The organism is Streptomyces sp. NPDC056480 (assembly GCF_042795405.1).
GTDB lineage: Bacteria > Actinomycetota > Actinomycetes > Streptomycetales > Streptomycetaceae > Streptomyces.
This window is the reverse complement of the sequence record NZ_JBHTSA010000006.1, coordinates 148456-172259: the sequence shown is the minus strand read 5'-3', so window position 1 is coordinate 172259 and position 23804 is coordinate 148456. Positions and strand designations below refer to the sequence as shown.

Here is a 23804-nt window from a genome sequence, read left to right as displayed (position 1 = left end):
GGGGGGGGGGGGTGCCGGGGCGGGGGGGGGGGGGGGCCCGGGGGGGGGGGCCCCCCCCGGGGCGCCCCGCCCGAGGTACGGCGCGGAAGGGACTTGTGGGCCGGCTCAGCCGGCCCGGCGGGTCGTCCAGATCTGAGCCGGCCGTCCGTCCACGCGCTGGAGGTCGAGCAGCCAGGACCCGTAGTACGGGCGGTTGCTGACGGTCAGGGCGTAGGACCCGCTCCGGTCGGTGAGCGTGACTGCGCCGTTCGCGACCGTCATCCTCCACTGCTGGGCGGAGGAGCCGGCGGCACAGGGCTGCTGGGCCACCCACATGCCGGGGGCAGGCGTGCCGCCGGGTTGCAGGCACTTGGCGGAGGCCGCCGACCTGACGCGTACGAGACCACTGCCTGCATCGTCGAAGTACCACTGCTGCTGCTCGTATCCGCTGCTCTGAGCACCGACCAGGACCGTGCCGTCGGCGCTCCTGCCGCCCCACAGCTGGGCGCTCAGCCCGGTGCTGCCGTTGGAGAGCAGGTAGCGGGTGCCGGGAGTGGTGGTGCCGCCCGCCCCGGCGGTACGGAAGCTCGTCGCCCGGCCCTGTCCGCTGTCACGGCCTTGGCCGTCGCGGACGGAGACGGCGGCGGTGTGCGAGGTGCCCGGCCGCAGGTTGTAGATCCGCAGTGCGGTGCCCTGGACCCAGGTCAGGTGCCGGCCGTCGAGGAGTACCTGGTACCAGGACGCTCCGCTGACCCGGGGCCAGCTCACCACGACGGAGTCCGCCTGGATCTGGCCGACCGTCACGTCCGGTCCGGCGCCGGGCCGCGGCCCGGTCGGCGTGGGCGTGGGAGTGGGTGTGGGTGTGGGAGTTGGCGTGGAGGTGGATGTCGGGCTGGGCGTGGGGTTCGGTGTCGGGTCCGGTCCCGTACCGCCGCCCTTCGCCCGCATGAGGAACTGGTTGTCGGCGATGTTCCAGTGCGTGGCGAGATAGCTGCCGGGCCGCGGGCTGGTGTGGAAGTAGTCGTCGTGGTTGCAGTCGAGGATGTTCTCGGAGGCCCGGTTGGTGCAGACGTTCCGCATCTGCGGGTAGTGCGGGCTGTCCGAGTAGCACATCACGTCCCACTCGTCCGTACAGTGCGCGCCCCGGCTGGTGTTGGGCGCGCTGTTGTTGACCGCGCCCAGGTTGTGGCCGAGTTCGTGGGCCGCGGTGTGCCCGCCCCAGCAGCCGCTGTCCGTACGCCCGTACGAGGGGCCGAAGTTGCTCTGGTTGGACTGGCCCGGCCGCTCGTCCCCGGCGAAGGTGCCGATGCCGCAGTACACCTGCGCCTCGGCGAAGATCATGTACTTGCGGTCGCGTCGGTCGAGGCCCTTGGCGGCGAGGGCGCGGTTGGTGGCGCTGAACTCGGCCAGTGCGGAGTCGGGGAGTTCGATGTTGAGGACGGTGGGCGTGCAGTCCGCGGCCGTCACGTACCGGATGTGGCGGACGCCGCCGGTCTCCTGGGCGCTTGCCGAGTAGATGAGGTCGGCGTCTGCGGCCCACTTGCGGAAGGAGGCCAGGTACTCGGAGTAGCGGTCGCGCCCCGGGCCGTGGACGTAGACGACCTGGACCCGGTTGCCGGTGCTGCCGTCGCCGTCGCACTGGACGGTCTGCCCGGCGGGCCCCGCGGCGGCCGTGGTGGTCCCGGGGGCGGCCGGGGCCTTGGGGGCGGCCGGGCCCGGCGACGCGGCGGCCCCCGCGGTCCGCGGGTCCTGCGCGTCGACGGCGGGCGCGTCCTGCGAGGGTCCGCGGCTCTTGCGGGGAGCGGGCTGCGGCGCGGCCGTCTTGGCGGGATCGGTAGCGGGCGTCACGGACTTGACCGCGGGTGGAGTGTCCTTCTTGATGTCGACGCCCTTGGGCGGCGCGTCGGGGCCGTGGGTACACAGGCCGGTGCCCGTGGCGTAGACGCCCGCGCAGCGGTCGCCCTCAGGGGCCACTTTCAGCCCGTCGTACACCATGCCTCTGGCGGGCTCGTTGGTCGGCTTCTTCTCGATCGGCTCGGGCTCCACGCTCCGGGCCGGCGCGGCGGCGGGGGCGGTGGGCACGGCGGTGTCGGCGATGGCGGTGACGGGGGTCTCGAGGCGGGCGAGCGGAGTTCCGCCCGAGTCCGCGCGTCCCGCCCCGTAGGCGATCCCGCCGGCCACGACGGCGGCGATGGCCATCGCCGCGGTCAGGCCTATGAAGGGTCTGCGAGGCCGTGCCCCGCGTGCCCGACTCTCCTTCGGCTTCCTATGTCTAGGCATGCACACCTCAACTCTTTGGTCAGAAGACTGGGTGCGCGGAAGCCTGTCAGAACCTCCCGGTGAAGAATTCGGACAAAGGGGAGAGGGTTCAAAGAATCCATTCCGTTACCTACGCTTCCGTTTCTGATGAACACTCAACTTGCTTTGTTTTAAGGATAGTTGAGGAAATCGCGAAGCCCTGGTCCAGGCCTTTCCGGCGAGCCTGTTATGTAATCGAAATAAACTCCGGCGAGGCGAAGGCGGTTATTGACGCGAATTCAGTGAAGGATTCACCTAATTTCTCACCTCGCGAATCCCTTCGATCACCAGCTGTGAGCACCTGGCCCACTCGGCTCTCGAACTCGCCCGGCTCCCGGCCCGACACGGCCGTGGCGACGAGGCCGTCGACGTGATGCGCCCGCCGGCGGGATCGCCGTGAACGCCGCAGCGACAAGCGTGTGATGGGGCCGGTCGGGTGGCGGAAACGGCGAGGACGTCCCTGGACGGTGGGACGTGTCGGCGAGAACGTGTCGACGTGCCGGCGCGAACGTGCCGACGTGCCGACGTGCCGACGTGCCGGCGTGAACGTGCCGAGGTGCCGGCGCGAACGTGCCGAGGTGCCGGCGTGAACGTGCCGCCGAACGGGGCGTTCTCGCGTGTCCCGTCACCACCGTTCACCGGGCGGGCGCCGGGGTGGACAACCCTTGCTGCAGGCTCCTCGGAAGGCTCGCCCGTTCGGGCGGCGGACCGGGTGCCGTCTGATGGGCTGCGGAGAGGGTGGAGGTGGGGGAGTGCCCGGAGGGCCGCTCTTGTCCCTGCGCGGGATCACCAAGCACTTCGGCGGAGTCGTCGCCCTCGACTCGGTCCACCTCCAGGTGGACCGGGGTCAGGTGCTCGGCCTGGTGGGTGACAGCGGAGCCGGCAAGAGCACGCTGGTCAAGGCGGTCTCAGGGTTGGCCCCGCCGGATGGCGGGATCATCGAGTGGCAGGGCGTGCCCGTCGAGCTACGCAGGCCCGCCGATGCCCAACGGCTCGGCATCGCCACCGTCTACCAGGATCCGTCGCTGGTCGACCGCCTGGACGTGGTCGCCAACCTCTACCTCGGCCGCGAACTGCGCAGGTTCGGCGTACTGCGGCAGATCGAGATAGAGAAGCGGACCATCGCCCTGCTCGAACGACTCGCCATCAGCCTTCCCGGACTCCGCACTCCCGTGAAGGCGCTCACCCTGGGCCAGCGTCAGACGGTCGCCATCGCACGGGCGCTGCTGGGCAGCCCTCAGCTGGTGGTCCTCGACGAGCCGACCGCCACGCTCACCGTGGAACAGACCTCGCGGATGCTCGACCTGATCCGCCGGCTGCGGGACCAGGGCCATGCGGTGATCATGGTCAGCCACAACCTCGACGACGTCCAAGCCGTCGCCGATCGCATCTCCGTGCTCCGGCTGGGCTGCAACGGAGGCGAGTTCGAATCCCGGTACACCAGCCAGGAACAGCTGGCGGCCGCCATCAGCGGCGGCCATCCGCTCGCGGTGACCCTCCAGCAGAGCCTGCTGCCGCGTGGGCTCCCGGCACAGGACGCCGTCGAGGCCGCCCACCGGTACCTCCCCGCGCATTCGGGGGTGGGCGGTGACTGGTTCGACGTGATCCCGCTGTCCGGCGCCCGGGCCGCACTCGTGGTCGGCGACGTCGTCGGACACGGCCTGCACGCCGCCGCCACCATGGGGCGACTGCGCACCGCCGTGCACAACCTCGCCATGCTCGATCTTCCGCCCGACGAACTCCTCACCCACCTCGACGAGGTCGTTGCCCGCATCGACGAGGAGCAGACGGCCGGCGGCCGCGAGGACGCCGTCATCGGTGCCACCTGCCTCTACGCGATCTACGACCCGGTCACCTGCCGCTGTCAGCTGGCCCGCGCCGGGCACCTGCCGGCCATGCTGGTGAGCCCCGACGGCACCACCGGCATCCCCGAAACGCCGGTCGGACCGCCGCTGGGGCTGCGCGGGCTGCCTTTCACCACGGTCGAGTTCGACGTACCCGAGGGCAGCCAGCTGGTCTTCTACACCGACGGGCTGGTGGAGTCACGGACCCACGACATCGACGTGGGCCTGGAGCGGCTGCGCACGGTCCTGTCCCACCCCGGGCGCAGTCCGGAGGAGACCTGCCAGGCCGTGCTCAGGGGGATGCTTCCGGCGGACTCGGCCGACGACATCGCGCTCCTTGTGGCGCGTACCCGCGCGTTGCCCGGCGACAGGATCGCCGAGTGGAACGTCCCGCCCGACCCTGCGGCGGTGTCCGCCAGCCGGGCCGCTGCCACGGCCCAGCTGCGCCGCTGGGGTCTGGAGGACCTGGTCCTCGGTACGGAGCTGATCCTGAGCGAGTTGGTCACCAACGCCATCCGGCACGGCGGCAGCCCGATCGGCGTGCGGCTGGTGTACGCACGGACGCTGATCTGCCAGGTCGCCGACGGCAGCAACACCTCGCCACGGGTACGGCTGGCCGCGGACACGGACGAGGGCGGACGCGGCCTCTTCCTGGTCGGCCAGATCGCCCAGCGCTGGGGGACGCGGTACACCGAGAACGGGAAGATCATCTGGACCGAACAGCAGGTGCCCTGACCGCAAGGCGCCGCGTGACGTGCCCGTCCCGGTCGGCCGGTTGCCGAACCTCACCGTCCGTCAGCGCACGCAGGAAGGCACTCAGCGAGCTACGGATCCGTGTACCCGTCCCGTGTACCCGTCCCGTGTACCCGTCCCGTGTACCCGTCCCGTGTACCCGTCCCGTGTACCCGTCCCGTGTACCCGTCCCGTGTACCCGTCCCGCGTACGCTGGGCCCGCTGCTCAGGATGCGTCGGAGAAGCACACTCGCACGGCCACGAGGCCACCCGACGAATCCAGATCGGCGACCACCGGGAAGAACCCGTCGCCCCAGCTCGTCATGGCGCACAGCAGCCGGGCATCGCCGAGTTCCACGGATCCGGCCCCGACGTGCGAAGCACGGACCTCGCGCATGATCTGCCAGTGATGGGAGTGCGGTCGGAAGTCCACAGCCATGCGGCGTCCGGTCTCGTCCTTCCACCTGGTCAGAGCGCGTGCTCTGTCCATCGCCTCAGAGACGGGCAGGCCGGTCCATCCGCGAACACCGTCCTCGCCGGGCTCGCCCAGTTCGGGTGCGGCGAATACCGCGGCCGCTTCGTCAGCCGCAGCACCCCAGAACGCCACGTCGGCCAACCCGTCCACCGGCTCGTCGTGCTGCCAGGTGCCCAGGGCGTCGACATCGCCGAAGAGCACACGGGCCCAGTCCACGCCGATGTCACCCAACGGAACCGATGACGTCACCTGGCCCTGACCCATGCGGATCGAGATCTCGGACCAGCGCTCGTCGCCACCGACACCGCCACTGACACCGACACCGCCACCGTGGCCGACCCGTGTGGCCAGTACGGGCAGGCGCCGACTTCGAGGTACGCCGCCCACGGCGACGACGGGCACCCCGAACATCAAGAAGCCGCCACCGCCCTCTTCGGCCGTCCGGCGGGCCCTCTGGGCATGCGTCTCGCGAACCGGCAGGGCCTCCAGCCGGGCGTCGAGGCCGGCAGATCGGCAGTGCTCATCGAAGGTCGCCTCGAGTTCGGCGGCTTTCGAGGCGGGGATGTCATGGAGCAAGGAGCCCGGCTGACGGTCGAAGCTCCGAACGGCTTCGGAAGCGTCCGGCCCGGTGACCACGAAGTCGATGGAGCCCGCGACGTCGGCGGCCACGACGGGGTCTTCGATTCCCAGGCAAGCCGGATCGATGTCAGCCGGTGACTGATCCCCGCTCCACAGCCCCAGATAACCCCCGTCGATGATCACCAGGATGCCGGACGGGCAACTGACGGCCCCCAGCTCGAACGTCTCTTCCACGAGGTGAGACTCTACGGCCACCCGGCAAGCCGTCCGTAAGCGGAGGCGGCTCGACCGCAGGCGGGAGGTGGCTCGACCGCAGGCGGAGGCGGTTCGACCGGGCGGGCCGCCTGAGGCAGGCTCACCTTCTCCGGCCTGAGGCACCATCGGTTCTGTGTGTGAGGTCAGGGCGCGAAGTACCAGCAGTACAGGCTCAGGCCGCTCTCCGTACGGCTCCCGGCCAGGGCTGACACACGCTCAAGGAGGTCGACGGCACTGCCCGACTCCAGCTCGTCGCCCGCTTCGGAGACTGTCCCGGCCCACGTGAGAGCGGCGGCTCGGAGCTGCCCCGCTCCGGCACGGGCCAAGGCCGCCGAGAGCGTCTGCGGAACCTCGAAGACGGTGAAGCCGTCGTTGGCCATGGGCACCACATGCCGGAGCGGACTCTCCGCCCCCGTCAGAAGGGTCTCCCACCTCGGAACCGCGTCATCCGGGTAGATGCCGTCACACGGCACGGCAGGAAGACCGTGGCCCTTGCTCGGCCCCACCCGCTGTGCGGACGCGTCGTCCGCAGCAAGGAAGAACTCTCCTACAAGCACCATCCGCCGATGATGGCATGCCTCGATACTCGCCCGACACCCACGCCCCGACCCGGCGCCCAGGCGCACGGAGGAGCGCGGTGGAGTGCGCTGGCGCCTGCGGATCGAACGCCTGACTCCCGGCCGCCTGCCCGAAAGGATGAACGGCACCCGACGACGGCGTTTCGCCCCGGCGCCGCCGTCACCCTGCTGACGTGCGCAAGGAGCTCGAGAACACGGTCCCGCCCCAGCGGCCGCCCCGTCCCGCGGGCGTGCCGGCCCCGCCCGCCCCCGGCCAGCCCCGCCACCGTCCCGCGCCGTCGCTGCGGGACCGGACGCGGTACTGGGTGGACCGGACCGTGGTGAAGGGCATGACCACGGCAGCGGGCTGGCTCGCGTTGGTCTGCCTGGCCGTGGTGGCACCGGCGAGCGCCCTCCTCGTCTGGACCGACAGCCGCTCGCCCGACACCGTCGAGGGCAAGGTGGCGACCGTCTGGCGGACCGTCGGCCAGACCTTACGGCTCGGCGGCGAGGTCGGCCCGCCGCTGCGGATCGTCCTCTCCGTCCTGCTGGCGCTCGTCTCCCTGCTCTACGTCTCCACCCTCGTCGGTCTCGTCACCACCGCGATCACCGACCGGCTGACCGAGCTTCAGCGCGGCCAGTCGACGGTCGTGGAGCGCGGTCACTCACTGGTCCTCGGTTGGTCCGAGCAGACGCCGACGCTGGTCGCCGAGCTGCTCGCCGCTCATGCCCAGCGGCGGAACAGCGCGGTCGTCGTCCTCGCCGACCGTGACAAGCTCGACATGGAGCGGGAGCTGCGGGCGGTTCTCACCGCAGCCGGCGGCCGACGCGTCCGGCTGCTCTGTCGCCGGGGCCGCCCCGCCGACCCGGCGGCTCTCGCCCGCGTCAGCCCGGCCGCCGCCGGGGCGGTCGTGGTGCTGCCGCCGGACACCCCCGAGGCCGACACCCAGGTCGTCAAAACGCTGCTCGCGCTGCGGGCCGTGGTCGGCGACGCGAGCCCGGTACGCGTCGTGGCGGCGGTCCGGCAGACCCGGTACGTCGCCACCGCCCGGCTCGCCGCCGGGCCCGGCGCGGTCGTGGTCGACGTCGACGGCATCGCGGCCCGGACCCTCGTCCAGTGCGTCCTCGAACCCGGACTCTCGCGCGTCCTGGAGGACCTGCTCGACTTCGCCGGTGCCGAGCTCCACGTCCACCGTGTCCCCGGGCTCGGCGGCCGGACGTTCGCCGAGCTGCGGGCCGCCTGCGCGGACGCGTGTGTGGTGGGCCTCGTACGTCCGAACGGCTCGCCGCTCCTCAACCCGCCGCCGCAGACAGTCCTCGGCCCCGGCGACGCCGTCGTCGTCCTGGCCGAGGACGAGACCCCACCGACCTGGACCGCGCCCCCGGCAGCACCACTCCCGCCGCTTCCTCCGTTCCCGCCGCCCTCGTCCGCGAAGTCGCCGACCGCCGCCGACATCCATGCCGCCCCTCGCCGTGTCCTCGTCCTCGGCTGGAACCGGCGCGGCCCGGAGATCGTCGACGGCCTCGCCCGCAACGGCTGGGAGGCGGTCCGTGAGATGACCCTCCCGGCGCCTGACCCGGCCCACCACGTCCTCGTCCTCGGCGGCCCCGACGGCCACCCCGACCCCGACGAGCACACCCTCGTCACCCTCCTCCGACTCCGCGCCGCCGAGCGCGAGTCGGGCCGTCGGAGCCCCACCGTCGCCGAACTGGCGGACGCCCAGCACCGCCCCCTCGCCCCGGCCGGCCCGCACACGGATCTCGTGGTCGGCGGACGGCTCGTCGGCCTGCTCATGGCCCAGGTCTCGCAGACCGTCGAACTCGCGGCGGCCTTCGACGAGCTCTTCTCCCCGGCGGGCAACGCGATCCGCCTCCGCCCCGCCACCGACTACGTCCCCGCAGGGACCGAGGCGCCCTTCGCCACGCTCGTCGAGGCCGCCGGACGGCAGGGCGCCACCGCCCTCGGCCACTGGCCCGGCGACTCCCCGACCCCGCTCCTCAACCCGCCGAAGACCGGAACACGCCGTTGGTCGCACGAGGACACCCTGATCGTCGTCACCATGGCAGGAACCCTCCGGCCCCAGGAGGACCCCGCCAGGCCGGCCGATACGCCGGTCTCTCCCTGAGACGGCACGGAGAAGCGCGGGGGCCGCCGCGCCCGCGCTGACGGCGAAGGCACGTGAGGCGGACGAGGCACGTCACGCACGTGAGGCACGTGAGCCACGTGAGACGGATGAGGCGGAGGAAGCAGACGAGGGCCGAGGGGGACGAGGCGGTGAATCATGTGCCCCGCGGCATCACCGGGTCAGATCAATTGCCTCGGCGTCGTAGTGCCGCGACGTCATGGGAAGGGACGCCGCGCACAGTGCTGCCGATGGCCGGCCCCGTGGGCCGCGTCAGTCCGCGAGCCGGACCAGGGCCAGCGCGTGCGCCTGGTCGAGGGCGTCGGCGGCAGGGCACGAGATGTCGGGCTGGACTCCGGTGCCTTCCCAGTTCGTGCCGGAGACGGGGTTGACGGCCCGGCCCATGGGGACGGTGACTTCCAGGTGGGGGTGGACCGTCCAGCCCTTGCAGGGATGTGCGCCGCCGCGGGTGCGTTCGCCGACGACCACGGCGCGTCCGAGCTGCTGGAGGTCGTACGCGAGCTCTTCGGCGGCGGAGAAGGAGCTGTCACTGGTCAGCACGTACAGCGGCTTGCTGCCGCCGAAGCGGCTGCCCGGAACGTGAGGCAGGCTCCAGGACTGCTCGCTGGGCTCGCGGCTGCGCCACTCCATGGTGTTGAGGTGGGTGCGGCGGTCCAGGAGGTAGCTGCAGACGAAGGCGACGGTGTCGGGGTCGCCGCCGCGGTTGCCGCGCAGGTCCAGGATCAGCGCTTTGGCGCGAGAAGCCAGGGTGAGCGCTGCGCCCAGCGGTTCGGCGGCCCACTCCAGCGGAAACAGCATCGGTGCCAGCTCGACCACGGCGACGCCTCCGTCGAGCAGCTGCACCAGGGGGGCGCCGCCGAGCGAGGTGTCGAAGTCCCGGCGCATGGCGTCCAGGGTGGCCGCCCCCTGCTGGGGGGACACCGGGTCGGTGTGGTGCTTCAGCCTCAGGTGCCGGTCGCCGTTGACGGACTGCAGGTCCGCGGTGACCAGACGGGCGAGCTCCTCGGCACCGTCGACGTCGTAGGCGCCCTCGGCGAGGCGTCGTCGCATCAGTTCGGCGACCTGCTCGGCTATCTCGGGGAACACGTACTGCTCGCTCACGAGCCGGGCTGTCTCGTCGACAACAGGGGCCGGGACAAGTTTCGTTGAAGTCGTCATGGCAGGGAGTACAGCACCACCCTTGCGTAAGCGTCAAAGAATTTAGACACTTTGGTATGCGTGATCAGCCCCCCGAGCAGCCCCCCGACCAGCCTCCCTACCTGCCGCCTCCCGAGGACGTCCTGGAGATCGGTGCGCCCGAGCAGTTCGCGGCACTCGCGCACCCCTTGCGCCAGCGGCTGCTCTTCGCCCTGGGCCACCGGCCCGCCACCACCAGCCAGCTCGCGGCGCAACTCGACGCGAAGAAGGGCAACGTCGCCCACCACCTCAAAGTCCTCCGCGAAGCCGGACTGATCCACATCGCCGAGACCCGCCAGGTACGCGGCGGGACCGAGCAGTACTACCAGCGCACGGCCCGCCACATGGTCGTCGCCCGACCCCAAGCGGCAGGCACCACCGCGATGCTCGCCGCCGTCGCCCAGGAACTGGACCGCTCGCCCACCGACACCCACCTGACACTGCGCCACCTGCATCTCAGCCCGGCGAAGGCAAAGGAACTCGGCGAGACCCTCACCCGACTCGTCGACGAGACAGAGGAGCACACGGATGACCAGCCGCTGCACGGTGTACTGGTGGCGCTCTACCAACAGGCCCCGCCCACCGGCTCGCAGGCCTTACCCACCAGCACCACCAGTCCTGCCTGACGGCGACGGCCTCACAGGACCGCACGCCTCAGGATCGCGAGGTCCTGGTGGTCGCCGTACCTCGGGCCCTGCCAGTCGTTGTGGCAGTCCACGAGCGCGTCCGTGCTTGCCACGGGACCATGGGCGCGCGCCCCGCCTCCGGGAGGACGGTGCTCCTGTCCCGGGCGGCCCCTCCCGCCGTACGATCTTGCCCATGTCGATCACATCGTCCGTACCGGTCCTAAAGGGACGCGACGCCACCGTCCTGAGTGCGGAGCAGGATGGACTGGCTCTGGAACGCCCCGGCGAGAAGGTGATGATCCCGTTCGGGGCGATCGCCCGTGTCCACGCCGAGGGGCGGAGCCTCACGGTCGAGCTGAGGGCCCTTGCCGGGGCGACGCCGGCCGTTCACCGGGTCGAGGACGTGAGCGCGGCAGCAGCCGTCGCCTTCGCGGACGCCGTGAACGCACTGCTGCTCGACCCGGCCGAGGACATCGACGGCAGCGCCCTGGTCGATGCGCGCACCTTCACCAGCACCTGGCTGCAGAGGTTTCGGCGTAGGCTGGGGCGGGTCCTGCTCGGTTGTCTGGGCGGGGTTCTCGCCCTGTCCGTGACTACCGCCGTCGCGGGGGACGGGCGCACCGCAGTGACCGGGGCCGTCTTGATCGCGGCGCTGGGCGTCATGGCTGTCGTGGGCATCGGGCTCGGCGCGGTGTGTCTGGTGCCGTGGTTCCACGAGGCTCGCCGGCGCAGGCACGGTATGACCGTCATCGCGGTCCAGGTGGACGGGCCAGGGACGTACCAGTACACGGACAGCACGGGTACCACCCGCGTCTTCTCTCACCCGAGCCCCGCGCCGTCTGTCCAGGCCGGCTACGACCCGCGTAACCCATCGGACGTGCTCGTGCTCCAGGACCACCGGTCCACGCGGCTCCTCGACATCACCCTCGGACCCTGCTTCCTCCTCGCAGGGCTGGGCGGGATCGCGGTTGTGATCGGGCTGACCGTCATGGCGATCCTCGGCGAACCCCTCCTGTAGACGTCATCGACATCTGATCCAGCACCAGCCGATCGACAGTCCGCATGAGCTGTCGCGCCTACGCCTTGCTTGAGCAGAGGGTTTCGATCCACGTCGCCCGGAGGCCACGGCAGACGATGGTGTGCCGACCCAGCAGGCGATCTCGTGGCTGCAACCGTCCCGGCGCGACACGATCTCGTCGACAATCACCGTCCCGAGGTCCGTCCCCAGGTCCTCATCGACGTCGACTACTGGACCAGCATGAGTTCGTTGCTCGACGTCGGGTCGATGGCCGGTGTGATGAGTCCGACCATATTGAGGATGAGTTGGCCGCAACCGAGGAGGAACGGCAGGAGTGGGCGATCGCCCGGCGGCGGGTCGATACGGTTCTGACTCCGGACAGCGCCACTGATGCCAGCCCCCGAGCCGCCGCTGGCCCTGTTCGCGCGGCTTCATCGAGCGCTCGCAAGACGAGGCCCACCTGTTGCGCAATGGCCTGTTGGCACTTGGGGTCCCGCTTCTCGTCTTCGACTGTGACTCGCCCAGTCAACTGGGATATCAGGACTGCCTCGTAGCAGGTGGACATGCACTCCAGTGTTTCGTCGACCGGCAGGAAGCCGCCAGGCGCTTCGAAGAGGCGAACCAGCGCCATCAGGAAGGGACCGACCGCCGGCCTCAGGACGGCCTGGTGGGAACATTCGGCAGAAGGTCGTACTGAGTCAGGAAGTTTCCTGGCCCCCAGAGCATTACGACAAAGGCCGCTTACGCGTCGGGGTGTTTCGGCAGGGCGAGCCAGTCCGACCAGGAGATCTCGCGACCGAGGAAGCGCGGCTGCTCGAACGGCCAGTCGGTGGCGATCCACCGCGGCACCAGCTCGTCGAGGGCCTGCTCGATTTCGCTGTCCACGAGCTTGTCCACCACCCACCAGGAGATCTCGCCGTCTGCGCCGGCCTTCTCCGGTGGGTCGATGTAGACGCAGCCGAGCAGAGCTGTCTCCGCCGCATCGAACAGCGCGTAGTTGAAAGACTGGTGCGCGGCGATCTCCTTCTCGTGCCGCAACAGGTCTGCCTGGTCGGCCTCGTAGGTCATGGTGGCCGCAGGCCAGCCCCAGGCCGGGCCGAAGATGGTCCACAGCCGCTCGCGCGAACCCATCACAGCCGGATAGTCGAGAGCGGTGTCCGCCTCACGGATCGGCCGCAGGTGATGACCACTGCCCGGCAGCGGTACCAGGACGGGATGGACGAAGTCGTCGGGGAGCCAGCTCATAACGCCCGACCGTAGCAGCGCGCGGCCGTCCGCTCTCCTGGGATTTCCGGGTGAAGGGCCAGGCCCTGCTCTCGTGCCGGGCGGTGCCCGCGATCACCCGATCGAGACTCCCGTTCGATCGACAGACTCGATGCCCGGCATGGCAACGGCTTCTAAGAGGTCATCTCATTTGGATGGCCGGTAGGGTGCGGGCTCGTTGTGGGGATTGTGGAGCGGCTGGTGCCGGACGAGTTGTGGGAACTGTTCCAGCGAGTGGTGCCGGAGCTCCATCGCGGCCCCAGGGCGGTGGCCGGCGTCGGCATGGCGACCGGGAGGTGCTGGCCGCAATCCTGTTTGTGGCCACGTCGGGCTGCACCTGGCAGCAGTTGCCGTCCGCGTCGTTCGGGCCGTCGGGAGCGACAGCCCACCGGCGCTTCTCGGAATGGACGAAGGCCCGCGTGTGGGCCAAGCTCTACCGCCTGATCCTCGACGACCTCGGCTCGCGAGGCGAGCTGGACTGGTCCCGATGCGCGAGCGACTCGGTGAACCTGCGGGCAATGAAAAGGGGGACCTGACAGGCCCGAATCCTGTCGATCGGGGCAAGTACGGCTCGAAGATCCATCTGATCACCGAGCGCACCGGTCTGCCCATCTCTGTCGGAACCTCGGCAGCCAACCTGCACGACAGCCAGGCCCTGATCCCACTGGTCAAGGGCATACCGCCGATCCGCTCCCGCCGCGGGCCTCGACGGCGCGAGCTGGGCAACCTTCACGGCGACAAGGGCTACGGCTACCCCCACCTGCGGCGACGGTTAAGCGAGCGAGGTATCACCCACCGAATCGCCCGCAGGGGCGTCGAGTCCTCGGAGCGACTCGGCCGCCATCGCTGGACCGTCGAACGCACCACGGCCTGGCTCGCCGGCTGCCGCCGGATCCACCGACGCTACGAACGCAAAGCCGACGTCTTCCTCGCCTTCACCACGATCGCCTGTGTCCGCGTCTCCTGCCGCCGACTCGCTTGCTGATGTGGGTACGCAGCAGCTGCACGGCCAGGTCGTGATCGTAGTAAGCGGCCACGTCCAATGGCCTCTAAGCCGGCCCGACGGTTCTCAGATCTCACCAACACGCGTCAGGCATCCGCGGAAGACCGGTGCTTGCCGCACCTGGTGACGAACGCTCTTCGTTCTTGCGACGGGGCCGCCGTCTCTATGGACGACGGCCCCGTCTCCCCGTGGAGTGATGCCTTGGACCACGGCTGCCGCAGAGCCGTTCGGCTACGAGTGGCCCCGTCACCGCATCGGCAGTCCGCACTCGGCGCCACTCAGCTCATGGCTTCGTCCACGTCCACGTCCACGGACTGGGGGCCTGCGGAACTCGGGGCTGTCGGAATGCGCCTAGCAGGCGCGGCCGGTCACGGCGCCCGTGGGCTGGGTGACGTTGACGAACTCGGTCGAGTAGTTGCCCCAGAAGTCGGACGTGGTGATCGCGTAGACATTGGTCTGGTACTCGACGTACACGGCCCAGGACTCACCCGGCTTGAGCGTGAACTCGGTGTTGTAGGTCTCGGTGACGGTGGTGTTGAGCTGTGTGCCCAGCTGGGCGGTGAGCAGTTCGAGCGCCGTCGCGGAGATGTTGGTGCTGGTCTGGGCGGCGAGCGTGTAGGTCACCCCGCGGCTGTACTTGGCCTCGACAGTGGGGGACTGGTTGCGGTAGCACTTGCCGCGCTCTTCCCACACTCGGCCCCGGCTGTGCACGGTGACCAGGGGACCGTTGCCACTGAGACCGCCCCCGTGGGTCGTCGGGATGCCGGGGCTGGACGGGGCGGAGGGGCGGACGGCGTGCCCGGTGACCACGACCTCGGGAAGGGTCGCGTCGATGGGCTGGCCGATCGGCCCGTCCACGATCTCCACTCCCGGCCCGCCCGGATCGGACGGGCCGTTCCCCGGGTCGCCGGGGTCACCGGGGTCGCTCGGGTCGTCGCTCCAGTCGCCGCCGTCTCCTCCTTCGCCATCCCCTCCTTCGCCGCCCCAGTCACCCCAGTCGCCGCCACCCCAGTCCCCGCCACCGCCCTCTTCACCCGTGTCCTCGTCCTGGCACAGGGTGGAGCCATCGCAGGCGTAGGCGGTGAAGGGGACGGCCACGGCCGGAACGGCGGTGAGGACGACGGCGCCGAGTACGGCCGTCGCCGCCATGGATCTCAACTTCACGGGTTCTCCAAGGTCGGGGATTGATCTGACGGCATGGGAGTCTTCCCGGCGGCCCGGCCGCGCACAGCCGTAGAACTACGCAGCCGGCTACGCAGCCGGCTGCGGAGTGCGGGACACGGCGGGCGCGCCCGGAGGGTCGCCGGTCCCGGATCCGAGAGGCGTGAGAGCGGTCCTGGCCTGCACTGCGGGCGGTGGCAAGCCGCTGTCAGTGCGGAGCGCTACGTTGGGTGGGAAGACTGGATCGGGGGAGCAGTTCCGGGACTGAAGTGCGGCTTTGCCACGCGTGATCCGCGGCGAGCAGAGGCTGCAAGGGGGGAGTAGGGGTGTTCGTCGTGCCGTTACCGATGGCGGACGGTCCGCCGGTGGGGTGTGAGGTCGAGCGGGCGCGGCTGGCTCAGGTCCTGGACGGATTGGACCGCGGCCGAGGGGCCGTGATCGAGATAGCGGGTGAACCGGGTTCCGGGAAGACGCAGTTGGCCTGCGGTCTGGCGGAGCAGGCGACTCGGCGCGGGCGTCGAGTGCTCTGGGCCCGCGCGCCTCGCTCGGGAGAGGGCCCGTTCCGGGTCTTCCGCGATGTCGCGGGGCCGACCGGGGCAGCCGACGGGTCCGCCCCGGCCGTCTGGTGCGAGCTGGTCCGGCAGCGGGCGGCCGGTGGCGTGCTGGTGGTCGACGAGCTGCACCGGGCCGATCCGTCCTCGCTCGAGGTGGCCCTCAGGCTGATCCGCGCCTCTTCCTCCTCGACCTCGGCTTCCTCCCCGACCTCAGCGTCTTCGTCGCCCAAGTCGCCCAAGTCGCCCACGTCGCCGTCGTCCCCTTCGTCTCCCTCGGCTTTCGTGCTGGTTCTGGTGCACCGGCCCCGGCAGAGCCCGCCGGCCCTGCTCGAAGCGCTCGACCTCGGCGTACGGACGGACGGGATCGTCCGGGTGGAGGCCGGCGCGCTGGGAGTGGACGCGGTGGCGATCCTGCTCGACCACTGGCGCCGGTCCGCCGGCCCGCCGTACGGAGCCGGCTCGCCATATGGAGCCGGGACACCGTACGGAGCCGGGACACCGTACGCAGCCAAGGCCTCTTCGTATGGGCTCCCGGGCCAGTCGACAACCGTCTCCACACGTACCTTCGCGGACGGGACGACCGCTTCCGCAGCTGCCCTGCACGATGCGTCGGAGGGACTGCCCGGTTACCTGCGGCTGCTGGTCGCGGGCGGGTTCGACGCCGAGCTGTGGCCGGACAGCGCAGGCGGGAACGCGACGCGCCTGTTGCGTGAGGCGGCACCGCTCCTCGCCGAGCTCGGCGAGCTGAGCGGACCGGCCCGAGCCGCCATACGCGCGGCGGCCGTTCTGGGCGGGACGTTCCGGCCGGCGGACGTCGCCCGGATCGCCGGACTGGGGACCCAGGACGGTCTGGAGGCGTGTGCGGAGCTGGTCCGTGTGGACCTGGTGCGTCCGGCGGACCACGACCGGCGGCTGGCGTTCCGTCATCCGGTCGTCGGACACGTCGTCCACGCCGACTGCGAGCTGCCGTTCATGCTGGACGCCCACCGGCGTGCCCTGCGCCTCGCCACCGAGCGGGGCGCGCCCGCGCTGGAACGGGCCCGGCACGCCGAGCACCTGGTCCACACGGACGGAGCCGTCGCGGCTCGCGTCCTCGTCGAAGGAGCCGCTCAGACGGCCACCCGGGCACCCGCGCACGCGGCGCGCTGGCTGCGGCTCGCCCTGGACGCAGGGCCCGCCCGCGGCCCAGGGGCCGAGGAGCGGGCGGCCTGGGAGCTCGCGTACTGCCGGGCGCTGATCGCCTCCGGACGTCTCAGGGAGGCCCGCGCCCTCGCCCACGACCTGCTCGCCGACGGCGGTCCCCGGCTCATAGGGCCGACCGGCGACGGCGGCGGTCCCCGGTTCACCGGGCCGACCGGCGACGGGGGTACGAGGCCGACCTCGGGGCTGCTGCTGCGGGCGTACGCGGTCTGCGCCGACGTGGAGCGGCTGCTCTGCCGTTACGAGGAGGCGGAGGCCATCTCCCGTACCGGAATGGCGCTGCTGCCCCGGCCGTTGCCCGCCGTGCTGTCCGCCGAGGCCACCGAGCTGATCTACGGGTACGGGCTGGTGCACGTCCTGCGCGGCACCCACGACCGGATCCGGCCGCTGCTCGGGGAAGCCGCCCGCGCGCGGACCGAGGCAGGGCCCTCCGCCACCGCGGCCCTTGCCGTCCTCATCGCCTTCTGCGACGTCTTCTCCGGCGACACGGCACGGGCAGCGCCCGAAGTGGCCCGCTGCGCCGCGCTGGTGGACGCGCTGCCGGACGGGGTGGCCGGCCAGACCCCGGACGTCCTCGCCCTCCTGGGCTGCGCGGAGCTGTATCTCGAACGGTTCCCGGACGCCCGCCGCCACCTCCAGCGGGGTCTGGACGCCGCGACCGGCGGGGCGCAGAAGCACATCCGGGCCCACCTGCTGCTGGGCCTGACCATGATCGACCAGTGGGCCGGCCGGCTCGACGACGCGGAACGCCGGGCCGCCGAGGCAGAGGAACTGGCCCGTGCGGTCGACGCCCCCGACGTGGTGACGCTGGCGACGGCGATGCGCGCCATGACGCTGGTGTGGGCCCGGGGGCGGCGACACACCGAGGAGGCGATCGCGCTCGTGGCGCGAGCGGTGGACACCGCCGCTCTCGGCAGGGGCTGGTGGGCCACCTCAGCCATCAGCCTGCTGGCGCATGCGCAGCTGATGGGCGGGGACGCCGCCGGCTGCCTGCGGACGCTGCTGGACGGCGGGGGCGGCGACGGCCTCCCACAGGTGCAGCCCGCCTTCCGGCCCTCGCTCCTCGCCCTGATGGCGACCGCCGCGCTGAGCCGTGGGGATGTCGCGGAGGCAGGGCGGCTGCTCGCCGACGCGGAGGCGGACGCCGAGCGGCTCGGTCTGCCGCTGCAGTGGGCGTGCGTCCACCGGGCGGGCGCCCAGCTGAGGTCGGCACGCGGGGAGCACGCCGCGGCGCTGGAGCTGTTCGAGCGCGCCGCGCAGGGGTTCCGCGGTGGAGGGCTGCCCGTGCAGCACGCGTGGACGCTCATCGCTACGGCACCGATGACCCTTTCGCTCAGCGGTCGGGAAGCCGCGCTGGACGTCCTGGCGCGGGCCGAGGCCCTGGCCCGTCCCTGTGGCGCGGCCCTGGCGGTGGAGGAGGCGGCGCGTGTCCGCGACCGACTCACCGCGGACACCCGGCCGGTCCGGGGCCCCGATCCGACCTGGGTCTCCGGGGCCGCGGAACTTCCGCGCTCCGCACTCCAGGCCGGGGAAGGTCCTTGCTCCGAACCCCAGGCCGGGGAAGTTCCGTGCTCCGAACCCGGGGCGGCGGCACTCCCGTCCACCCGACCCCGGGCCTCGGAAAGCCTGGCCACCGAACCCCGCGCCGTAGGTGTCCCGTCGTCCGCCGCAGCCCGAGCCGTGGATCTCCGGTCCGCGCTGAGCGAGCGCGAACGGGAGATCGCCGACCTCGCCGCCGAGGGACTGCGCTCCCGGCAGATCGCCGAGCGCCTCTTCCTCAGTCACCGCACCGTCGACTCTCATCTGGGCAACGCCTACCGGAAGCTGGGCGTCTCCTCGCGCACCGCCCTGGCACGGGCACTGGGCCCGGCCGTCCCCGGCTAGGCACTGTCCAGCGGATCATCGTCGCGCCATACGCGGACCTGGGGGCCGGGGGCCGGGGCTGGGGCTGGGGTAACGGTCTGATGGAGGAAACGCCGGCGTTCTCCCAGAACGTGCGACCGTGCCGTCCACCGACCCGTCAGGATTCGAGAAGCCCAGCCGCTGCGCGGCCTCTAGCGTGATGGTCATGGCAATCACCGCTTCCACCGAAGCCCCCACGTCCCTCACATCCCCCACGTCCCTGACGTCCCCTACGTCCCCCGCGTCCCCCGCGTCCCTCTCGTCCGTCACCCTCGAAGTGGACGACCTCGAGGCCGCTCGCCGCTTCTACAGCGCCTTCGGCGTGGACACGTACATTCGCCTGAGGGCGTCCGACGCACACTCCACCGGATTCCGGGGCTTCACCCTGGGGCTGACGGTGTCCGGTCCGGCCACCGTCGACGGCTTCGTCGGCGCCGCCGTCGCGGCCGGCGCCGCGGTGCTGAAGCCCGCCGTGAAGTCGCTGTGGGGCTACGGGGGTGTGGTCCAGGCGCCGGACGGGACGATCTGGAAGATCGCGACCTCGGCGAAGAAGGACACCGGCCCCGCCACCCGCGAGATCGACGAGGTCGTCCTGCTGATCGGCGTCGAGAACGTGAAGGCCACCAAGGAGTTCTACGTCGCCCGGGGCCTGAGCGTGGCCAAGAGCTTCGGTGGCAAGTACGCCGAGTTCACCCCCGGCCACTCCAGCCCCGTCAAGCTGGCGCTGTACAAGCGCCGTGCCCTGGCCAAGGACCTCGGTGTCGCCGCCGACGGCACCGGCTCGCCCCGCATCGTCCTTGGCGGCACCGCCGGAGCCTTCACCGACCTGGACGGGTTCGCCTGGGAGGCCGCCGAGGCGATCACCACGATGCCGTCCTGACTCCCGAATCCGCGGTGAGCAGGCAGAACAACGGGAGGATGCTCATGAAATTTCGGTCCCAGGTCGAGCCACCGGAGCCCATGCGGGGCCTCGAGATCCCGCCCGAGGTGGTGGCAGCGCTCGGCGGGGGAGCGCGTCCGCCGGTGACGATCACGCTCAACGGGCATTCCTGGAAGAGCCGGGTCGCCCTCCTCCGAGGCCGCCACCTCCTCGGCCTCAGCAATGCCAACCGGCAGGCCGCGGGCGTCGGGATCGGCGAGGAGGTCGAGGTCGAGCTGGAGCTCGACACCGAGCCCCGCGTCGTCGTCGAACCCACCGACTTCACGCAGGCCCTGGACGACAACCCCGTCGCCCGCGCCGCGTACGACAACCTCACCTACAGCCGCAAGCGCGAGCACGTGCGCGCCATCGAAAGCGCGAAGAGGCCCGAGACGCGCCGACGGCGCATCGAGAAGGCCATCGCCACCCTGCAGGGCTGACCCCTCGAACGCAAAGCCCCGCGGCACCGCAGATTGCCGTGCGGGGGCCCGACCCTGCCCGATTCCCCTGAAGGGACACCTATGTCGAAGCGACTGATGACCGGTCTGTACTGGTTCCTGGCCCTTGAGTTCGCCCTGGGCGCCGTCACCAAGTTCTGGCCGGGCGACACGATGTTCAGCTCCGCGTACTCCACGAAGTTCGTCGACTGGGGCTACCCGCCCTGGATGCGCTTCGTGGTCGGCGCCCTGGAAGGCATCGCCGCGGTCCTGCTCGTGATCCCCGACCGGCGAGCACGCTTCGTGGGTGCCACGACGCTCGCGTTCGTCCTCACCGGCGCGGCCACCACCCACATCGTCAACCACGACCCGGCCATGGAGAGCTGGGCCGCGCCGGCCCACCTCCTCATCATGGGCATCCTCGCGCTGGCCAACTGGCCGGCCGACTGGCGAGACCTCCTGCGGTCTCCCACCGCGCCGACCCCCCGAACACCACGCCCAACCCACGACACGACAACGGCGCAGCACCTCACAGGCAGTCCCTGACCCGCGCCGACCGGCAGCGACCTCGACGCACGGCCGATGGGCCCGCCACCATCGGCCGGGTCACCGCGCGCTGGTTCCGCGCAGGGCCTCGACAACCGCCAGGCACTGGGTCTCCGCGCTGCCACACGGGCCTCCCGCCCGGCCGCGTCTGGCGCGGGATTCGCGGCGGTCGATAGGGTCGGCCCATGTCCAGTCCTGGAGACGTGCCGCCGGAGATCCTGAACAAGTTGCGGTCGATCTGCCGGCAGCTGCCCGAGTCGTACGAGGAACCCGCCTGGATCGGGGTGCGCTGGCGGATCCGTACGCGGACGTTCGCCCACGTCTACACACCGGACGTGGATCGCTCCCCGGTCTACGCCTCGTATGCGACCGCGGAACAGGAGCCGGTCGTGATGACCTTTCGGGTACCCGCCGACGACCTGCTCGGCCTGACCGCCACGGGGTTCCCGTTCCTCCGTGCCGACTGGGGCCACAACGTCGTCGTCGCCGTCCTCGGTGACCACACCGACTGGACCGAGCTCGCCGAACTGATCACCGACAGCTATCGCGAGACGGCTCCGAAGTTCCTCGCAGCCCGGCTCCCCCTCCTGCCGCCGCTCAGCTGACCGGTGATGGGCCTCGCCTCCCGCCACACCCCGTACTACGTGTGGACCTGGGACGCTACAGAGCCCCGACACGTAGCTGAACGCTCCCTCCCACATCTGCCCCTGCCGTTGCCTCCCCATGACTTTCGGACAGGACTTGGGGAGCATGGCCGTGGACCCGCGGGGCAGACGAAAAGCATGCCTGTTCTCAAGACCAGTGTCCTGGTCCTCGACTCCACCGATCCGGAACCCCTCGCGCGCTTCTACGCGACCCTGCTCGGGGCCACCGTGCAACCCGCGAGAGAAGACCACGACCTGCTCCTCGTCTCCGGCCACACCGGAGTCGTACTCGGGATCCGCCGTGACCTCGGGCAGGCGCCGCCGAGTTGGCCGCGCCCCGAGGACTCGCAGCAGGCCCATCTGCAGATCCTCGTGGCCCCCGACGCCCTCGACGAGGCGGAGCGCGAGGCTGTGTCGCTCGGAGCTCGGCCCATCGCCGCCGAGCGCGACGGAACTCGGACCGACCGGCGCACGGACGTGCGCCGCTACACCGACCCCGGTGGTCACGCCTTCCTCCTGGCCACGATGCCCCCCGCCGATACCGACCCGGCCTTGCGGCGTTCCTGACCTCTTGGACGGCGCCCGCTGTTCCAGGCGGCTGCCCGATCGCGCCTGTCGCTGGATCGGGCCCGCTGCCGGATCCGGTCCGCGGACCCGATCCGCCGACGAGCGGCGCAGGAGCGGTGCAGCGGCGCACGAGCGGCGCACGGCTTCCGCCTCCGCGCGGGGAGAGTCGCGAGCGCTGTCGAACCCACGCATGGCGCGGGCCGACCACGTCCTCCCGCGCCTGCTGCCGAATGGATGCCCCCGTTCCGGTGGATTGGCCGAACTGTGCGTAGACCAGATAGGTGCCTGAGGCATGTAGTGGAGACGGCATCATTCTCGAAGCCGCCGATTCGCCCCTTGCGAGGCCCCCATGACGGAAGCCGTGGCGTTCCCCCAGAACCGGACCTGCCCCTACCACCCGCCCACCGCCTATGACCCGTTGCGCGAGGAGCGCCCACTGTCGCGGGTGACCCTGTGGGACGGGCGCTCCGTGTGGCTCGTCAGCGGACACTCCGCCGGCCGGGCACTGCTCTCGGACCCGCGTCTGTCCACCGACTCCACCCGGCCCGACTTCCCGCTGACGACCGAGCGGGCCTCGGCCGTACGCCGCCGCCGACGCGCGGCGCTGCTCGGCTGGGACGATCCCGAGCACAACGTCCAGCGCCGGATGCTGATCCCGAGCTTCACCCTCAAGCGCGCCGAGCGGCTGCGCCCGCGCATCCAGAAGACCGTGGACCGGCTCATCGACGCGATGGAGGCCGCCGGCCCGCCGGCCGAACTGGTGAGCGCGTTCGCGCTGCCGGTGCCCTCGATCGTGATCTGCGACCTGCTCGGAGTCCCGTACGAGGACCACGACTTCTTCGAGGAGCAGTCCGCCCGGCTGCTCCGCGGACCGACGGGCCAGGACACCGAGGACGCGCTCGCCCAGCTCGAGGGCTATCTGGGCGAGTTGATCGAACGCAAACGGCGCAAGCCCGGCGACGGCGTGCTCGACGACCTGGTGGTCCGGCAGTCGGAGGACGGCGGGCCCGACCGCGAGGAGCTGGTGCAACTCGCCACGATCCTGCTGATCGCGGGGCACGAGACCACCGCCAACATGATCTCCCTCGGTACGTACACACTGCTGCGTCACCCCGAGCGGCTGGCCGAAGTCCAGGCGGATCCCGGTCTCGTACCGGTGGCGGTCGAGGAACTGCTGCGGTTCCTGTCGATCGCGGACGGGCTTCTGCGGGTCGCACGCGAGGACGTGGAGATCGGCGGCACGATCATCCGCGCGGGGGAGGGCGTGGTCTTCTCGACCTCCGTCATCAACCGGGACGCCGCCGCTTACACCGATCCCGACGCCCTGGACTGGTCGCGCTCGGCACGGCACCACCTGGCCTTCGGCTTCGGCATCCATCAGTGCCTGGGGCAGAACCTGGCCCGCGCGGAGATGGAGATCGCGCTCGGGACGCTCCTCCGCCGGCTTCCGGGGCTGCGGCTGGCCGTCCCCGCCGAAGAGATCCCGTTCAAGCCCGGTGACACGATCCAGGGGATGCTCGAGCTCCCCGTGACATGGTGAGAGGACCGCACGGGATGCGCATCTCCATCGACGGGGAACTCTGTATCGGCGCCGGGCAGTGCGCCCTGACCTCCCCGGATGTCTTCACTCAGGACGACGACGGCTTCGGGAAGGTGGTGCCGGGCCGGGACGGGGGTGGCGGAGGCCCGCTGGTCCGCGAGGCCGCCCGTGCCTGTCCGGTCCGCGCGATCAGCGTCGAGGGCTAGGCAGGAGGCAAGCCAAGCCAAGCCAAGCCAAGCCAAGGCAAGGCAAGGCAAGGCAAGGCAAGGCAAGGCAAGGCAAGGCAAGGCAAGGCAAGGCAAGGCAAGGCAAGGCAAGACAAGGCGAGACAAGGGCAGAGGGCCCGGCGTCGGTCCTGACCCGCCAGATCGGGCCCTCATGACTC

At 71.1% G+C, this 23804-nt stretch carries 17 protein-coding genes and 4 pseudogenes; 15 read left to right on the top strand and 6 right to left on the bottom strand.

Annotated elements, in window-relative coordinates; genetic code table 11:
- Positions 1 to 105: 105 nt before the first annotated feature.
- Positions 106 to 2178, bottom strand: coding sequence for an RICIN domain-containing protein (locus ACFQ79_RS05410; RefSeq protein WP_383579501.1), 2073 nt, complete (start codon positions 2176 to 2178; stop codon positions 106 to 108).
- A gap of 821 nt (positions 2179 to 2999) precedes the next feature.
- On the opposite strand from ACFQ79_RS05410, the pseudogene ACFQ79_RS05405 reads away from it, so the two are divergent.
- A pseudogene (locus tag ACFQ79_RS05405) lies at positions 3000 to 3533 on the top strand (ATP-binding cassette domain-containing protein); the annotation flags it as partial.
- 222 nt (positions 3534 to 3755) lie between these two features.
- Positions 3756 to 4856: pseudogene (locus ACFQ79_RS05400) on the top strand (SpoIIE family protein phosphatase); the annotation flags it as partial.
- A gap of 223 nt (positions 4857 to 5079) precedes the next feature.
- Here ACFQ79_RS05400 and ACFQ79_RS05395 read toward each other — a convergent pair.
- Both ACFQ79_RS05395 and ACFQ79_RS05390 read right to left on the bottom strand, forming a co-directional pair.
- Positions 5080 to 6141, bottom strand: coding sequence for a hypothetical protein (locus ACFQ79_RS05395; RefSeq protein ID WP_383579500.1), 1062 nt, complete (start codon positions 6139 to 6141; stop codon positions 5080 to 5082).
- Positions 6142 to 6305: 164 nt separating this feature from the next.
- Entirely contained in the window at positions 6306 to 6542 is a 237-nt protein-coding gene (locus ACFQ79_RS05390; RefSeq protein WP_383579499.1) for a hypothetical protein, read from the bottom strand.
- Positions 6543 to 6913: 371 nt separating this feature from the next.
- Between ACFQ79_RS05390 and ACFQ79_RS05385 the strand changes: the two genes are divergently transcribed.
- A complete protein-coding gene (locus ACFQ79_RS05385; RefSeq protein ID WP_383579498.1) occupies positions 6914 to 8845 on the top strand; it encodes an NAD-binding lipoprotein in 1932 nt (643 codons plus the stop codon).
- Positions 8846 to 9115: 270 nt separating this feature from the next.
- Here the strand turns inward: ACFQ79_RS05385 and ACFQ79_RS05380 are convergent, their stop codons facing one another.
- Complete coding sequence (locus ACFQ79_RS05380; protein WP_383579497.1) at positions 9116 to 10021, bottom strand: S41 family peptidase; 906 nt, start codon at positions 10019 to 10021, stop codon at positions 9116 to 9118.
- A 56-nt stretch (positions 10022 to 10077) separates the two neighbouring features.
- Between ACFQ79_RS05380 and ACFQ79_RS05375 the strand changes: the two genes are divergently transcribed.
- Together ACFQ79_RS05375 and ACFQ79_RS05370 are read left to right on the top strand one after the other, a co-directional pair.
- Complete coding sequence (locus ACFQ79_RS05375; protein WP_383579496.1) at positions 10078 to 10665, top strand: ArsR/SmtB family transcription factor; 588 nt, start codon at positions 10078 to 10080, stop codon at positions 10663 to 10665.
- 193 nt (positions 10666 to 10858) lie between these two features.
- On the top strand, positions 10859 to 11683 hold the full coding sequence (locus tag ACFQ79_RS05370) for a hypothetical protein (protein WP_383579495.1): 825 nt from the start codon (positions 10859 to 10861) through the stop codon (positions 11681 to 11683).
- A 741-nt stretch (positions 11684 to 12424) separates the two neighbouring features.
- Here ACFQ79_RS05370 and ACFQ79_RS05365 read toward each other — a convergent pair.
- On the bottom strand, positions 12425 to 12928 hold the full coding sequence (locus ACFQ79_RS05365) for an N-acetyltransferase (protein ID WP_383579494.1): 504 nt from the start codon (positions 12926 to 12928) through the stop codon (positions 12425 to 12427).
- A 207-nt stretch (positions 12929 to 13135) separates the two neighbouring features.
- Here ACFQ79_RS05365 and ACFQ79_RS05360 point away from each other — a divergent pair.
- Positions 13136 to 13931 (top strand): annotated as a pseudogene (locus ACFQ79_RS05360) (IS5 family transposase).
- Between the two features lie 369 nt (positions 13932 to 14300).
- Here ACFQ79_RS05360 and ACFQ79_RS05355 read toward each other — a convergent pair.
- A complete protein-coding gene (locus tag ACFQ79_RS05355) occupies positions 14301 to 15113 on the bottom strand; it encodes a DUF6426 family protein (protein WP_383579493.1) in 813 nt (270 codons plus the stop codon).
- Between the two features lie 344 nt (positions 15114 to 15457).
- Here ACFQ79_RS05355 and ACFQ79_RS05350 point away from each other — a divergent pair.
- The 9 genes and pseudogenes from ACFQ79_RS05350 to ACFQ79_RS05310 all read left to right on the top strand — a co-directional run.
- Positions 15458 to 15832: pseudogene (locus ACFQ79_RS05350) on the top strand (ATP-binding protein); the annotation flags it as partial.
- Positions 15833 to 15946: 114 nt separating this feature from the next.
- A complete protein-coding gene (locus ACFQ79_RS05345) occupies positions 15947 to 18748 on the top strand; it encodes a LuxR C-terminal-related transcriptional regulator (RefSeq protein ID WP_383579516.1) in 2802 nt (933 codons plus the stop codon).
- A 184-nt stretch (positions 18749 to 18932) separates the two neighbouring features.
- Positions 18933 to 19646, top strand: coding sequence for a glyoxalase (locus ACFQ79_RS05340; protein ID WP_383579492.1), 714 nt, complete (start codon positions 18933 to 18935; stop codon positions 19644 to 19646).
- A 44-nt stretch (positions 19647 to 19690) separates the two neighbouring features.
- Positions 19691 to 20125 carry a YdeI/OmpD-associated family protein gene (locus tag ACFQ79_RS05335; protein WP_383579491.1) on the top strand — a complete coding sequence of 145 codons (435 nt, stop codon included), beginning with the start codon at positions 19691 to 19693 and terminating at the stop codon, positions 20123 to 20125.
- A gap of 81 nt (positions 20126 to 20206) precedes the next feature.
- Positions 20207 to 20668, top strand: a complete 462-nt coding sequence (locus ACFQ79_RS05330; protein WP_383579490.1) for a DoxX family protein — start codon at positions 20207 to 20209, stop codon at positions 20666 to 20668.
- A 185-nt stretch (positions 20669 to 20853) separates the two neighbouring features.
- Positions 20854 to 21273, top strand: coding sequence for an MmcQ/YjbR family DNA-binding protein (locus ACFQ79_RS05325; RefSeq protein ID WP_383579489.1), 420 nt, complete (start codon positions 20854 to 20856; stop codon positions 21271 to 21273).
- 177 nt (positions 21274 to 21450) lie between these two features.
- Positions 21451 to 21879, top strand: coding sequence for a VOC family protein (locus ACFQ79_RS05320; RefSeq protein ID WP_383579488.1), 429 nt, complete (start codon positions 21451 to 21453; stop codon positions 21877 to 21879).
- Between the two features lie 349 nt (positions 21880 to 22228).
- Complete coding sequence (locus ACFQ79_RS05315) at positions 22229 to 23419, top strand: cytochrome P450 (protein WP_383579487.1); 1191 nt, start codon at positions 22229 to 22231, stop codon at positions 23417 to 23419.
- A gap of 14 nt (positions 23420 to 23433) precedes the next feature.
- Positions 23434 to 23625: a ferredoxin gene (locus ACFQ79_RS05310; protein WP_383579486.1), complete on the top strand. Its 192-nt coding sequence runs from the start codon at positions 23434 to 23436 to the stop codon at positions 23623 to 23625.
- The last annotated feature ends 179 nt before the right edge of the window (positions 23626 to 23804 follow it).